Source organism: Veillonella sp. ZSJB6 (assembly GCF_051549505.1).
Classification (GTDB): domain Bacteria; phylum Bacillota; class Negativicutes; order Veillonellales; family Veillonellaceae; genus Veillonella.
Map to the genome: position 1 here is coordinate 1 of NZ_JBPUGE010000003.1, position 13,713 is coordinate 13,713.

Annotated in this window: 12 protein-coding genes and 1 rRNA gene; 11 read left to right on the plus strand and 2 right to left on the minus strand. The window is 39.8% G+C overall.

Features of this window, described 5'->3' with window-relative positions; all coding sequences use genetic code 11:
• Positions 1 to 258: 258 nt before the first annotated feature.
• Positions 259 to 375, plus strand: a 5S ribosomal RNA gene (gene rrf / locus ACSV5T_RS04500).
• 426 nt (positions 376 to 801) lie between these two features.
• On the opposite strand, the gene ACSV5T_RS04505 is transcribed toward rrf, so the two are convergent.
• Positions 802 to 1,077 (minus strand): helix-turn-helix domain-containing protein, encoded by a 276-nt coding sequence (locus tag ACSV5T_RS04505; protein WP_129823486.1) that lies wholly within the window; start codon positions 1,075 to 1,077, stop codon positions 802 to 804.
• Positions 1,055 to 1,429 carry a type II toxin-antitoxin system RelE/ParE family toxin gene (locus ACSV5T_RS04510; RefSeq protein ID WP_438320386.1) on the minus strand — a complete coding sequence of 125 codons (375 nt, stop codon included), beginning with the start codon at positions 1,427 to 1,429 and terminating at the stop codon, positions 1,055 to 1,057. The genes ACSV5T_RS04505 and ACSV5T_RS04510 overlap by 23 nt, the downstream gene beginning before the upstream one ends.
• Before the next feature lie 434 nt (positions 1,430 to 1,863).
• Between ACSV5T_RS04510 and ACSV5T_RS04515 the strand changes: the two genes are divergently transcribed.
• The 10 genes from ACSV5T_RS04515 (at position 1,864) to ACSV5T_RS04560 (ending at position 13,635) form a co-directional block, all read left to right on the plus strand.
• The gene (locus ACSV5T_RS04515; RefSeq protein WP_287514636.1) at positions 1,864 to 2,235 is read left to right on the plus strand and encodes a CGGC domain-containing protein; all 372 of its coding nucleotides are present in this window, start codon (positions 1,864 to 1,866) and stop codon (positions 2,233 to 2,235) included.
• Between the two features lie 153 nt (positions 2,236 to 2,388).
• Positions 2,389 to 3,678, plus strand: coding sequence for a M48 family metallopeptidase (locus ACSV5T_RS04520; protein WP_227283735.1), 1,290 nt, complete (start codon positions 2,389 to 2,391; stop codon positions 3,676 to 3,678).
• Between the two features lie 818 nt (positions 3,679 to 4,496).
• Positions 4,497 to 5,108, plus strand: coding sequence for a MotA/TolQ/ExbB proton channel family protein (locus ACSV5T_RS04525; RefSeq protein WP_129823664.1), 612 nt, complete (start codon positions 4,497 to 4,499; stop codon positions 5,106 to 5,108).
• Positions 5,105 to 5,509 (plus strand): ExbD/TolR family protein, encoded by a 405-nt coding sequence (locus tag ACSV5T_RS04530; protein ID WP_129823490.1) that lies wholly within the window; start codon positions 5,105 to 5,107, stop codon positions 5,507 to 5,509. Before ACSV5T_RS04525 ends, ACSV5T_RS04530 begins: the two co-directional genes overlap by 4 nt.
• Before the next feature lie 4 nt (positions 5,510 to 5,513).
• Entirely contained in the window at positions 5,514 to 6,263 is a 750-nt protein-coding gene (locus tag ACSV5T_RS04535; RefSeq protein WP_438320387.1) for a TonB family protein, read from the plus strand.
• A 116-nt stretch (positions 6,264 to 6,379) separates the two neighbouring features.
• Positions 6,380 to 8,830, plus strand: coding sequence for a TonB-dependent receptor plug domain-containing protein (locus tag ACSV5T_RS04540; RefSeq protein WP_438320388.1), 2,451 nt, complete (start codon positions 6,380 to 6,382; stop codon positions 8,828 to 8,830).
• On the plus strand, positions 8,830 to 9,852 hold the full coding sequence (locus ACSV5T_RS04545) for an ABC transporter substrate-binding protein (protein ID WP_024065115.1): 1,023 nt from the start codon (positions 8,830 to 8,832) through the stop codon (positions 9,850 to 9,852). The genes ACSV5T_RS04540 and ACSV5T_RS04545 overlap by 1 nt, the downstream gene beginning before the upstream one ends.
• Before the next feature lie 12 nt (positions 9,853 to 9,864).
• Positions 9,865 to 10,911, plus strand: coding sequence for a FecCD family ABC transporter permease (locus tag ACSV5T_RS04550; protein ID WP_303884112.1), 1,047 nt, complete (start codon positions 9,865 to 9,867; stop codon positions 10,909 to 10,911).
• Entirely contained in the window at positions 10,911 to 11,672 is a 762-nt protein-coding gene (locus ACSV5T_RS04555) for a heme ABC transporter ATP-binding protein (RefSeq protein WP_024065112.1), read from the plus strand. The genes ACSV5T_RS04550 and ACSV5T_RS04555 overlap by 1 nt, the downstream gene beginning before the upstream one ends.
• A 19-nt stretch (positions 11,673 to 11,691) precedes the next feature.
• Positions 11,692 to 13,635, plus strand: a complete 1,944-nt coding sequence (locus tag ACSV5T_RS04560; protein WP_438320389.1) for a TonB-dependent receptor plug domain-containing protein — start codon at positions 11,692 to 11,694, stop codon at positions 13,633 to 13,635.
• Positions 13,636 to 13,713: the final 78 nt, after the last annotated feature.

The window sequence follows — 13,713 nt, forward strand, 5'->3', positions numbered from 1 at the left end:
ATGGTTGATAGGCCAGGTGTGGAAGAGCCGTGAGGTTTGGAGCTGACTGGTACTAATAGATCGAGGGCTTTACTTAAGCAGTGTAGCCAATGTAAAGGAGCATTGCGACGCATACATTGCGCGTAATCGCTTATGTCGCAGCGTAAGATTTTGTGAAACAAAATCCACAGCTGACGACGAAAACAAATTAGTCTAGAATTTCTAGTGCAACAAATATATATACTTCTATGTGGTTTTCAGAGTACAAACTCTGACAGATTCAGTGGCGATGGCTATGAGGATCCACCTGTTCCCATCTCGAACACAGTAGTTAAGCTCATAAACGCCGAAAGTACTTGGCTGGAGACGGCCTGGGAGGATAGGAAGCCGCTGATTAACGAAAAGAAAAAGGTCTACCTAAAGGTAGGCCTTTTTCTTTTTGCTAGTCTTCGACTAGCTAACCCTGCTAGAGACGCCTCCAGCCAAGGTTGTAGAGGTTGTATCTATGTACGTGTCCGTATAGGACGGCATTGGGAAAAGCAGGGCAGTAGAAGATGGAGGAGTGAAACGACGACAGATTCACTGCATCGCTTTCTTCCGAACGTAAGATTTACCAAGCTGCGAAGCAGGGAAGGGAAATCCACAGTGAGGATTGATAGGAAGCTGCGGCTAGTGGTAGATATAAACTATATCAAACCGATACCGCGGTGCGTAGTACCAATGGTATCGAACCGTAAAGCCGTTGAGTTACTTTAAATTATGTAACCTATTTTAAATATAAACCCCCTATAAGCCACATTATCGTTACTCATAGGGGTTCTTTTATACTAAACTAATCTTCACTTGTTTATCTAAGGCAAATGCAATTTTACACATAGTACTTAAACTTGTATTGGCACCTTTTTCTATACGGGCGATTGTAGACTGTGGAACTCCAGATTTTTTCGCTAAATCACGTTGTGTTAGTCCTGCAGCCTCTCGTGCTTTTAGAACGGCTAATGCATTTTCTAATTTAGCTTTCTCTTCTAAATAGCTTTCTGTTAAGGCTGGATTATTTATATCTTTTTCAAATATCTTATCTAAAGTTTTTAGTGGCATAATATTCCTCCTCAAATTCTTGTTTTATCTGTTTAGCTTTTATTATTTCTTTCGTCGGTGTTTTTTGGGTTTTCTTAGTAAATCCATGTGTAATTATATATTGATTATTTCTAATGTGAAAATATAAGGCTCTTTGAATGTTCGAAGATATTTTTGATCGTATCTCGTATATTTCAGAATCCAATTTTTTTACCCATTCAAGTTGTATTGCTGGATGTATACCTGCTTCCTCAATCATATCAATAGTGGCACGTAACTTATTTCTATCTTTAGTAGGGAGTGAGTTATAAAACTCTTCAAATTCGTTATGACCATTTGGCCTAGTATAAGATATAAACTTAGGTTTCTCCATCCCAATCCTTCTTTCTTTAATGATAGCATATATGCTATCAATCTTCAATTTTAAATAGTTTTATATACTGTAAATTCTTACCTTAACTATATAGATAAAAATGTTGTATTTTGTAGCTCAAAGATGTAATGAGTAGATTATTTTACTCTTGTAATCACTATTCAAATCTCATGGTCGTTAAGTATCTTTCAAGGTCTATGAAAAGAAGAAATCAAGTTGTATCATTTATTGTTATAAATTAAACGTTGGGATTTCAATAATACTATCTTTACTAGATTTATTTATGAGGTATAAAGGGGGTAATAAGCTTTATACGTTTTAAGTTTTTTACTTAAACTTATATATAATTAGCATGAATCAACGTGCTTCAAGATACGTTTTTTCCTTATGGCTATGGTATACTAAGGTTTATACTATATTTAATAGGAGGTCTTATGTCTAAAAAGATTGCGGTCCTCGTCAATGAGGATACTATGCAGCGCTGTTCTTGCGGCGGTTGTTTAAAAGCATTTATGAATAAAGCTGATTCCTTTGAGCGTTATGCTGATGAGGATATTGAGTTAGTAGGTTTCACGCACAGTGGTGGTGATCTAGCTAAGAAAATCGAGTCTTTCAAGAAAAAAGGTGTTACTACGGTTCATCTTTCTACGTGTACACGTGGTAAGAATGAAAATTATGAAAGCATCGCTGAACAGTGTGCAGAGGCGGGATTTGATGTAGTAGGCTATACACATGGCGGCGCCGTTTCTAAAGACGGTAAAGAAGCGGTTATACTTTCAGCCAAACCAGTACCATCTGATGAATAATTTGGAATACTTGACTCATTTGTTATAGATGAATGATTGTTCCATTATTCATTCTATATTTACCATGAAGAAATACTATATACATAGTGTGTAAATCTAGTGTGATAATTTGTTTTATTACTATATGGTTAATCAATTCGAGAGGTTGAGAGAATGAACAAGAAACTTACAGCAGCTACGTTATCTGTAGCTATGGCAGCGACAATGGCGCCTGCTATTATGCAAACAGCACCTGTGAATGCTGCATCTAGTGCAGTACAAACATTGGCTGGTGGCGCTGTTGCTATGGCGTATGTATCTACTGCATTAAATAAAATGGATAACTCCGAACAAGGCCAACAAGAAAGCTTGGCGCGTACTAAGGAGAAAACTGGTTACTTGAACGATAGTGCAGCGCAAGCGCGTGTACAACGCATCTTGAAAACATTAGAGGCATCTCCTAGCGTAAAACGTTCTTACGTTGTCTATGCAAACCCTGATACAGAGTTTAATGCCTTTGCAACGCTTGGTCGCGTTATGTCTGTTAATAAAGGTGCTTTGGATACCCTTGATGATGATCAATTGGCCTATGTAATGGCCCATGAAATTGCTCATGGTGAGCATAAAGACATTATCAATGGTGCTAAAAAGCAAATCGGCCTTTCTACAGCTGTAGGTATTGCAGCAGGGGGTAGCGAAGGGGCCGCGTTATTATCTAACGTAGCGGGCAACTATTTGTCTAATCAAGTATTTACAATGAGCCAAGAAAAAGCAGCTGATGAATTAGGCTTCAAGATTTTAAGCGAATCTCCATATAATGTGGGCGGTGCAGCTGGTTCTATGGCGGTATTGCGCAACAAGGTTGGGGAACACTATCGTGAAGGGCTTTCACAAGTAGTGGCACCTAACAACCACCCTAAATTGTCTGATCGTGTAAATAACAATATTTCCCGCATGTACACATACTCTGGAAATCACGTAAATGTGTCCAATGGCGCAGTTTACGTCAATGGCGATAATATCTATAGCCCAGCAGGTAGCGGCCGCTATACAGGGGAAGAACGGGCGTATTACATGGCTGGTAAATTGGCACGATTATACCATAACAACCAAATTACGCCAGGCTCTGCATCCTATAGCGGTGGCACTGTAACTGTGGCTGGCCAATCCATCGTATCTACGCCAAACTCTGACGTAGCATTACAAGTGGCGACAAACCTTAATAATGCCTTTGTTAAACCAGCAGGTGCAGCTGTTAACGCTAAGAACCCTGTAAAGGTAAAACAAGAGAAACCCAAAAAGGTAAAGCAAGAAAAGGCTAAACCTGTAAAAGCAGAAAAAGCTAAACCGGCTAAAGGTAAAGAAGTAAAACCTGTTACCAAGGCTTCTACAACAAAACATACAGCTAAAGCTACAAAGAATACGAACACAAATGATCATGGCCGCAAATCCATCGACAGATAGTTGAATTATTTAATCGTTTGGTTTTAATGTAGCATACAAGACCGAGTTCAAATGGGCTCGGTCTTTTCTTTATGTACATGATAGCTTTATTTTATAGTCTTTTGTAGACTTTCTACTGTATACGTAACATATTTTCTACTGTATACCTGAAATATAAATATTCTTTAAATCATAAGTTGCAGATGAGAAAAGGTTGCCATTTTAGCTAACGAATCCATCTTGGCTAAAACCTATCACATTGGGCGAGGCATTTACTTTATGGCACAAATGGTATATGAAAGATGATAAGATTATGCGTAAATGAGGTAGCATAGCCTTTGATATGATGAGTAATATGAATAAAATTTAGTGATAAGTGTAAGAATATAATTATTGTTCATAGAGATATAATTGATATTCATAATTTTATGGTGATATATAAATATTCATTTGATATAGGGTTAGAGTTATGCGGATTATAAGTATGACTTGGTATATTATATTCATAATATATAAAGAAAAATAGAGATAATTACTAAATAAGACAGATTATGTAGATAAAGATACATAATCTGTCTTTTTATATTTATTTGTTGTTATGTATTTATATTACCACCTCATAAAAGTGTCTACTAACAATGGATAAATGTATATAATTGGTAAACAGGAAGTAGACTAGAAAAAAGAGACTATAGAATCTGGTAACGGTAGGGGGTATAGGGTTATTGTACTTGCAAAATCTTTGTGGAATAATGATATTTATAGTGGTTAATCGAATAATACAGATGACCACTTTTATTACTTATATGTAAGATTATACATTTGTTATGGAGGCTATGATGGAGTATACAATTCACCTATTTCATGCTGGTGGCGTCGTTATGTACCCACTCGTATTATTCATGCTAGCAGCATGTACTATTTTGTTTGAACGCATTCGTATGTATAGAAGAATTGATCGTGAGCTACAACAATTATCTGACAATATTGATGCTGGTCGCAATAGTAATAACTGGGCTACTCTTGAAAGTGCTGTAAAGAATAGCAATGACGCATTGAGTCAATTTATTTTGCCTATCGTTGATTCTGTTTACAATGTGGAAGGCTTAGAAAACCGTTTACATGACGTAGTAGGTTATATGGACGAACGTTTAAAACGCGGTCTTAACTGGCTTAGCATGATGGTAACTATGGCTCCATTACTTGGTCTATTGGGTACTGTAGTGGGTATGATTCGTTCCTTCGCAGCTGTTGGTGGCGACATTGGTGCGCCTACTGTTATTACAGGCGGTGTCTCCGAAGCGTTGATTGCTACAGCAACAGGGCTTTCAGTAGCCATCGTAGCATTAGCATTCCATAGCTGGTGCACAAGTAAAGTAAATTATGATATTGCAAAATTGGAACAAAAATTAGGTTCTATCATGGATTTATATATTAGGAGTCAACGATGAAACGTAGTTCAGTAGGCATACAAAAAGAACCTACCATCATGATTATACCTATGATTGATATCGTTTTCTTCTTGCTTGTATTTTTCATGATGAGTACGTTGTACATGAATACAGAAGAGCAAATTCCGCTCAACTTACCGAAGGCTTCTTCGTCTTCCGCTAAGACGATTGAGCCAATCACAATTTCATTAACGGCGACACATAAGATGTATTTGAATGACCGTGAAATTGTACCAGATCAATTGGGTTCTGAAATTCAAGGTATTGTTGCAAAGGAACCACAACAGGCATTTATTGTACGTGCCTCTGAGGATATTGCGTATAAGGACGTTATCAATATTTTAGATAATCTTAAAATGAGTGGTGCTCGGTTTGTTAGCGTAGCTACAGAACGGAAGTGATTCTATGATAAATAAACGATATGGAATCCCTTTCGTAGCTGCACTGGTATTAAACCTTGCCTATTGGGGTGTTGTAGGAAATTGGTTCGGCCATTTGAAGCCGCCGGAAACCCCGAAAAAGGACTTGGTTATCAACCTAGACATGGGGCAACAAGAACCTCCTGAAGAGAAGAAGGAACCCGAGAAACTAAAGATTCAACCTGATGACAAGCCTGTTGCTGGCGGAGGTAAGGCCGGCAGTGTGTTACCTGATTTATCGGGAAAACCTACAGAGGGATTAAAAAATCTAAACCCTTACTTAGGTGGCAATGAAACTGCATCGGTAAACCTAAATGGCAATACTAATGATTCTGTAGGTAATTCAGGTAGTAGTAATGTGCCAGGTCTTAATAATGGACCAACTGGTAATAACGGAAATTCTACTGAGGGCCCTGGCTCTAATGATGGGCCACCTGGGCCAGGTGTAGAGAATAGCCCTGGTGGCTCCTATGATAGCTCCGGTTATATTGGCCGTGTCAATGCGAATAAAGTAATGCCTCAACAAGCGGTGCGCCGAGGGCTTAGTGGTACAGTTTCCTTTAATGTTACCTTTGATAGCGAAGGTAATTTTTCTGGTGCTGATATGATTAGCAGTAGTGGTTCTAGCATTCTTGATAATGCTGCTGCGAGCCTCGTAGCAGGTTCTGGTGGTATAGAAAATACAACAGGTGGACCAGTTACGATTACGATTAATGTAGATTATGGTTATAACTAATCTCCAGATCCATAGTGTATGAATTATGTATGTGTGTGTAGGCATAATTCTTGAGAGTACATAAGTGGCATATATAGAGGTTAGGGTTATTATATTTTATTGTGTGTGGAGGGAATATGAAAAGTCGTCGTCTTTTATCTGCAGCGATTGTTGCAACATTAGTACTTGGTACGTATCAAGCATATGCGTATGATGAGAACTTTAAGGGATATGAGGTTCATAACATTAGTGTTAAAGCTGATGCGGCAAAGGATGAGTATGGCAATACCATTACGGAACAATCCTATTATCGTACGGGTGGTGACGTAAAGGTTATCACTCGTGAAGAGATTGAAAAGCGTCATTATCGCGATGTAACAGAAGCAATCAAACGCGTACCAGGCGTTACATTCCAAAACCCTGGTTACCGTGGTGGCGAGTACGGCTACCAATTTTACAACAATGGCGTTTCCATCAATGGCGATTCCCGCGTAGTTGTATTGGTTGATGGCCGTCGTGTAGATAATATTACATCTGGTCGTTTAGGCGATAGCTCTGAAAGAGGCTCTAAATCTACAGGTGTAAATATTGATGAAGTTACTAATATGGATGCGGTTGATAAAATTGAAGTTATCAAAGGCCCAGGTGCTTCTCAATATGGTTCTGATGCTACAGGTGGTGTAATCAACATCATTACACGCCGTGGTAAAGGCGATTTCAGTGGTTCCGTTGATTTGGCAACAGGCAGCTGGAATAAACATAGCTACAATTTGACTGTACAAGGTGCGGCAGGCAAAAATGCGTCCACTGGTTATTTTGTGACAGCTACACGTACTATGTCTCAAGATACAAAATATAAAGATGGAGATACTGGTGAAGTAGCAACTCTTACAGGTTCTAAATGGCGCGAAGAAGGCTTTAATGCGCGTATTGACCATGAGTTCAATAAGAAACAAAGCTTACAGTTCTCCATGAACTATAAAAAAGGTCATGATGGGTATCCAATTTCTACGCCAAGCCGTAAATATTGGAACCAAGAAGATTGGCGCCGTATCATTTCCAATGCAACTATTGGTCAATTTGATGCTAATAACAAATTGATTACAGACCCTAAGTATGTAACGGCTAACAATCCTCAAGGTTACGCACCAACTTTATATGGTGACACTAAAAATCCTGGGTATCATAACTTATTTGCCCTAGACGGCAATTATGGTTCTTATAGTAAGTTCAAAAACTTGGACACTGATTTAAAATATACCTTCGATAAACAAGGTCAACTAGAAAGCTTTGTGCGATTGTATCGTTTAGATCATCGTTATGAGGGTCGTGACACATTCTCTTGGTATCGTGGTACTAAAGCTGAAGCTCGTGCAGCTTATGCGGCAGCATTCCCTAATGGTGCTACTGTTGAGCAATTTAATGCTTGGGTAGATGCTAATCTAGCACCATTCCCAGATCGTCGTGATGCATTGCGTCAATGGATTGCTGATACAGGTGGTATGGCTGGTAGTCCAAATAGTTGGTATAAAGAGACTAAAAATGGGATTGAGCTTCAATGGACACGTCAACTTGATAAGCATGATATCATCGCCAATATCGATTACAGTCGTTCTCAATTAAATTCTCGTTCTATTAAAAGCAATGGTAGTGTAACATCTTCTGATATTCGCCGTAATACGTTGTATGCGTATTTGCAAGATAAAATCTATATTGGTAACAATGTGGAGTTAACACCAGCATTGCGCTATGTACATTATAGTAGTATTGAAGGTAGTGGTAGTGGCGATTCCCAAGGTAAAGGTAGTGTAAGTGCATTAACACCTAGCTTACATGGCCAGTTTAAACTTAACAAAAAAACTAGCATGTATGCTGGCTGGACACGTATCATGAGACCACTTAAAACAGGTGACTATAGTGCAGTTGACGGCGTATACAATACACCATTAGATGACGAAAAAGGCGATGCTTTCACTTGGGGCGTACAACACACATTTGGTAAAGATAACAACACAACTGTTGCTGTTCACTATGATTACACACGCATGAAAAACGCTATTGCTACATTGCCAATCTGGAATAGCACATCTGGTGATTTTGAAAAAACAGCAGTTAATGCTAAAGAAAACAAACAATCTTTCAACATTACAGTGGATCATAAATTGAATAAACATGTAACAATGAGTGCATCTTACTCTCATATGAAGGACAAATGGATGTCTAAAGGTGGCTGGGTTCTCGATCCAAACTGGGGTTATAGCAATAGCGATGATATTAACGTGGCTATTAACAGCTTGCGTCCACAAAACCACTATGCATTGAATATTTCCTATGATAACAAACGCCTATACTCTGGCTTGTTAATTAACTGGTACACTGGCAATAGCGATTATGCATTTACTCATAGACGTTTCTTAATTGTGGATTGGAACCTCAACTATGATGTAACAAAAGATTTAACTGCGTACATTGTAGTGAACAATGTTCTTAACCGCGCATATGAAACAAGCTATAGTGCTTATAATGGTCGTGGTAGTGCGGCTATGCCAGCACGTTCCATCATGATTGGGGCGAAATATAAATTCTAATGATTAGATTTAGCGCATTAATACTATGTCTATTACTATGCGTAGGCTGTGGTCCTCAGCAGGTGACTGTTGAGGACCATCAGTCTACACCGACGCATATCGAACTACAGCCGCCTGTAACAATCAAGTCCTATGTGCGCCGAGGGGAACCTTTTGAAAGTACATATACGGCAGTACCAGAGCGCGTTGTGGCGATGTGGCAAAATTCCATTGAAACTATCATTGCTCTTGGAGAAGGCGATCGTATTGTAGCGGGTATGGGAATTCCAAATCGTAAATACGTGCGATCAGAATACCGTGAAGCGTATGACAAAATTCCCTATAAGGATATGAAATATGCTAATTTAGAAAGCGTATTGATGATGAAGCCCGATTTACTAGTTGGTTGGCGATCTACTTTCACCAATAAAGGATTACGAACCCCTGCGTTCTGGCAGGCACGAAATGCAAATGTGTATATTGCAGAATCCTCTCTAGGGGCACAATCTGCATTGACCATGGATATGGAGTACCAATATATTCGTGATTTAGGGCGTATCTTTAACCGCAACATGGAGGCAGAAAAGCTGATTCACGATATGGAGCAATCTGTAGCACATACAGTAGCTCAAACGGCTCATGAAAAGACACCAAAAGCATTGTTTGTCGAGGTTGAAGGTAAGCAGTTCCGCTTGTATGGACATAAGACATTAGCTGGTAATATAGGGGATTCCTTGCATGCCAATGTAATTGATACAGATACGCCATCTATTAGTATGGAGGATGTGGTGGAAGAAAATCCTGACGTTATATTCTTGATTGTATCTGATGGTGAATATAGCCAAGCGGATACGATTATGAACTATGTTTTGACACATCCTGGCCTACAAAGAGTAAATGCATTGCGTAATAAGCGAGTTTATTTCTTGCCACTCCTTGCCGTCTATAGTCCTGGTATTCGATTATCCGATGGCATCGATATCGTATCACATGGGTTATATCCAGATCTTTACCCTCAAGGGGTACCCGATTTAATTCATTAATAAAGGAGCAGTATGCTAAAACGTGTTGGATATACTGCTGGCGGATTTGTCCTCATAGGGGTGCTAGCATTAGCCATACTATGGGGACTTTCTGTTGGTACAGTACAGTTTTCACTTTCTCAAATTTTCAATATTGTAATAGATCAATTTTCTAGTCCTTTAGCGCTTGATGATCCTATGAATAGTCCAGATCAGACTATTATATGGTTACTGCGTATGCCGCGGCTCTTGATGGCTGCCATTATCGGCGCAGGCCTTGCCGTGTCTGGCGTAATCATGCAAGCTATCGTGAAAAATCCATTGGCGGACCCATATATCTTGGGGATTTCGTCTGGTGCATCTCTCGGTGCTACGGTAGCTATCCTGTTTGGTGTAGGCGTTATGTTCGGAGAAAATTTCGTAGGTGTTATGGCCTTTATTGGAGCTATGGCGATTTCCTTCGGTGTATTATTTATCTCCAACCTGGGGGGCCGACCTAATTCTGTAAAATTAATCTTAGGTGGCTTAGCATTAAGTGCCGTATGTAGTTCTTTCTCTAGCTTTGTAGTGTACTTAGCAGATGATAAGGAAGGCATCCAAACTATTACCTATTGGTTGATGGGGAGCTTTGCAGGTGCTAAATGGGACATGTTGCCTATCATTGCTATCGTTGTTCTTGTGAGCATTCTATTCTTCTGGTCTCAAAGTAGAATTTTGAACATGATGCTTCTCGGTGATGAGGTAGCTATTACCTTAGGTCGAGATTTGCATAGATATCGCCAAGTGTATTTGATTATTAGCTCTCTTATCATCGGTTTTGTAGTGTACGCAGCGGGGATGATTGGCTTTGTAGGCCTTTTAATTCCTCACCTCGTGCGCATGACGATTGGGACCAATCATTGGACATTGATTCCATTCAGTGCATTAGGAGGTAGTATCTTCCTCGTTATTGCAGATGGTCTCTGTCGTTGCATTATTCCTCATGCAGAATTACCAATTGGTATTCTCATTTCTCTCATCGGTGCGCCAACCTTTGTGTACATGTTGGTACGTAAGAACTACGGATTTGGAGGGGAATAATGAACATACAAGCAGATAATATCCAAGTTTCATTTGGAGCTAAAAAAATTCTCCACGATATATCCTTAGATATACGAGATAAGGAGTTTGTTGGTATTATTGGGCCGAATGGTAGTGGTAAAAGCACATTTTTAAAATGTTTATACCGCGTACTGCAACCTAATCATGGAAAAATTTTCTTTGATGGTACAGAAATGAGTTCCTTAAGCCATCGTGACACAGCTTTAAAAATGGCTGTGGTAGCCCAGCATAGTACGGTTAACTTTGATTTTTCCGTTCTTGAAATGGTCCTTATGGGCCGTTCCCCTTATAAAGGGCTACTCGATAGAGATCAAATTGATGACTATGAAATTGCCCGTCATGCGCTGGCTCAAGTCGGCCTTAGTGATTTTGAAAGTCGCAATTTTAATACCTTATCTGGTGGTGAGCAGCAGCGCGTTATCTTGGCGCGTGCTTTAGCACAACGCACAGAATGCCTTGTACTAGATGAGCCTACAAACCACCTAGATATTAAGTATCAGCTCGAGCTGATGACGATTGTAAAACGCCTTGATGCAACAGTGGTGGCCGCTATTCATGATTTAAACTTAGCAGCTATCTATTGTGACCGCCTCATTGCTCTTAAAGACGGTTCTGTAGTATGTACAGGTACTCCTCATGAAGTGTTAACAGAGGATACAATTCGCCATATATACGGCGTGTCCGCCACGGTACAAACATTACCGAATGGACGATTGAACATTATATATCATATGGAATAACTGATAAAAAGAGGCGTGGATGATGAAACGAATAAATAAACAAGTATATGTAGCAGTGCTCATGGCATTAACTGCTATGTCAAGTAACGGGTATGCTGCCGATGTAACACCAAACAATAATGAAGAAGAAGTTACCATTAATGTTACAGCCAACCGCACAGCTCTCTTAGATTTAGATACACCGGTATCAACTTCTGTTATTACCCAAGAGGATATACAAAATAGTGGTGCTAAAACAGCCTTTGATGCGGTATCTAATGTACCAGGTGTAACTATCAACTCCTTTAGTGCGTCTGGTGCAGATTTCGGCGGTATGGATAGCCGTACGAATATTCGTGGCCTAGATCGTGGTGCACTAGTTCTCGTAAATGGTATACCTATGAATCTAAATGGTAAAAGTGGAATTGGTGCTATTCCTACGAGTGCAATTGAGCGCATTGAGGTCGTTAAGGGCGCATCGTCTACCTTGTATGGAGCAGAAGCTTTAGGTGGTGTCATAAATATCATTACAAAGACGCCTTCCAAAGAAGGCGGTTCTGCTACGGTAGCTGTAGGAAATCGAGGCTCTAAGCGATTTGACCTTTCCTATGGTACTGATCGATTCCTCTTTGGCATCGATAGAAAATATTGGGGGGCTCAAGATCCATCCACACCGGTGCGATATGACTATACAGGTCGTAAGGGCTACGACTACTACACTACGCGCAATAAGGGTAACTCCTTAGGTGTGTTTATGAGTGGCAAGCTTTCAGATAAGGTAACCTTAAATTATAATCGCGCCGAAAGCCGTTCATCCTTTGGCTTGATTAGTACAGAAACAAATCCTATGAGACAGGCCCGTCATTCTACGACCTATAATTACAAGGATGACCGCAACAACGTATCCTTGATTTACAAGGATGATAATACGACAGGCATCTTGTTCTATAATGACCGTACTATGCGTGGTGAAAGCCGCGTTCATAGTGCCAAACAGTTCAAACCGACAGATACTAGTTATGTAGCCCGTCAATATGGTATGGATGTACAGCACGAATGGGACTTTAGAGGTGGTAAGGATTACTTGATTGCTGGTATTACAGGTAAACAAGAAACCTATCGCGCTACACAGGCCCCTGTGTATACACGTCCTCATCGTAATACCTATGCGGTGTATAGCAGCTATTCCCGGGAAATTAATCCAAAATGGACTGCCATTTTAGGGTTGCGTTATACCGCTATTAGTGATCCTATTAAGGACCAACATGTGCTAACACCTCAATTCCAAGTGTTGCATACCATCAATAAAGACTCTTCCATGTATTTGAATATTGGTAAAGCATACACAATGCCTAGCTTGAGTGATGCATTTCGCAGTGTGAACCGCCAATATACAGCGGTAAGTGGCAAAAATCTTAAACCTGAAGAGGGTTGGAACTATGAACTAGGCTATAAACGTATGAATAAGAAGGATAGCTGGAAGGTAGATGTATTCTATATGGACTTCAAGAATTTCTTCCAATGGCAGCCTGATGCCAATGGCCGTCCAACGGTACGCGTAAACGGCGGTAAATTCCACAATGTTGGTATTGAAGCAGAGTACAATAGACGCTTATCTAATCGCATCAAAATGAGTGTTAGCGGTTCTTACTCTAATCCAAAACAAAAGGAAATGAATCAAAATTACTGGAAACAAGCGGCTCCTAAGTTGCAGTTTACAACAGGCATCCATTATAAAAGCACCACATGGGATGCTGGTACATCCTTGAACTTTGTAACAAAACGTTTGCGCAATCGCGATGGTGGATTGAATCCTAACATTGTTCAATGGAATGCTTATGTAGGGTATCACTTCAACAAAGACGCTACATTGCGCCTTGATGCACGCAACCTCTTGAACCGTCATAATGTAGTATCCAATGGTGACTATGAATACTGGGATGCACCATTTAACTACGAATTAAGCTATACACAAAAATTCTAATATTTATTTAGGATAGACCTGCTAGAAACATAGTAGTGGTAGGGGGTATAGGTTTTGTGTGGCCTAAATAAATGTGTA

Bases quoted from the DNA above. Each gene is read 5' to 3' on its own strand.
- ACSV5T_RS04525 (WP_129823664.1), top strand. From the start codon at position 4,497: ATGGAGTATACAATTCACCTATTTCATGCTGGTGGCGTCGTTATGTAC.
- ACSV5T_RS04560 (WP_438320389.1), top strand. From the start codon at position 11,692: ATGATGAAACGAATAAATAAACAAGTATATGTAGCAGTGCTCATGGCA.
- ACSV5T_RS04555 (WP_024065112.1), top strand. From the start codon at position 10,911: ATGAACATACAAGCAGATAATATCCAAGTTTCATTTGGAGCTAAAAAA.
- ACSV5T_RS04520 (WP_227283735.1), top strand. From the start codon at position 2,389: ATGAACAAGAAACTTACAGCAGCTACGTTATCTGTAGCTATGGCAGCG.
- ACSV5T_RS04535 (WP_438320387.1), top strand. From the start codon at position 5,514: ATGATAAATAAACGATATGGAATCCCTTTCGTAGCTGCACTGGTATTA.
- ACSV5T_RS04530 (WP_129823490.1), top strand. From the start codon at position 5,105: ATGAAACGTAGTTCAGTAGGCATACAAAAAGAACCTACCATCATGATT.
- ACSV5T_RS04545 (WP_024065115.1), top strand. From the start codon at position 8,830: ATGATTAGATTTAGCGCATTAATACTATGTCTATTACTATGCGTAGGC.
- ACSV5T_RS04540 (WP_438320388.1), top strand. From the start codon at position 6,380: ATGAAAAGTCGTCGTCTTTTATCTGCAGCGATTGTTGCAACATTAGTA.
- ACSV5T_RS04505 (WP_129823486.1), bottom strand. From the start codon at position 1,077: ATGCCACTAAAAACTTTAGATAAGATATTTGAAAAAGATATAAATAAT.
- ACSV5T_RS04550 (WP_303884112.1), top strand. From the start codon at position 9,865: ATGCTAAAACGTGTTGGATATACTGCTGGCGGATTTGTCCTCATAGGG.
- ACSV5T_RS04515 (WP_287514636.1), top strand. From the start codon at position 1,864: ATGTCTAAAAAGATTGCGGTCCTCGTCAATGAGGATACTATGCAGCGC.
- ACSV5T_RS04510 (WP_438320386.1), bottom strand. From the start codon at position 1,429: ATGGAGAAACCTAAGTTTATATCTTATACTAGGCCAAATGGTCATAAC.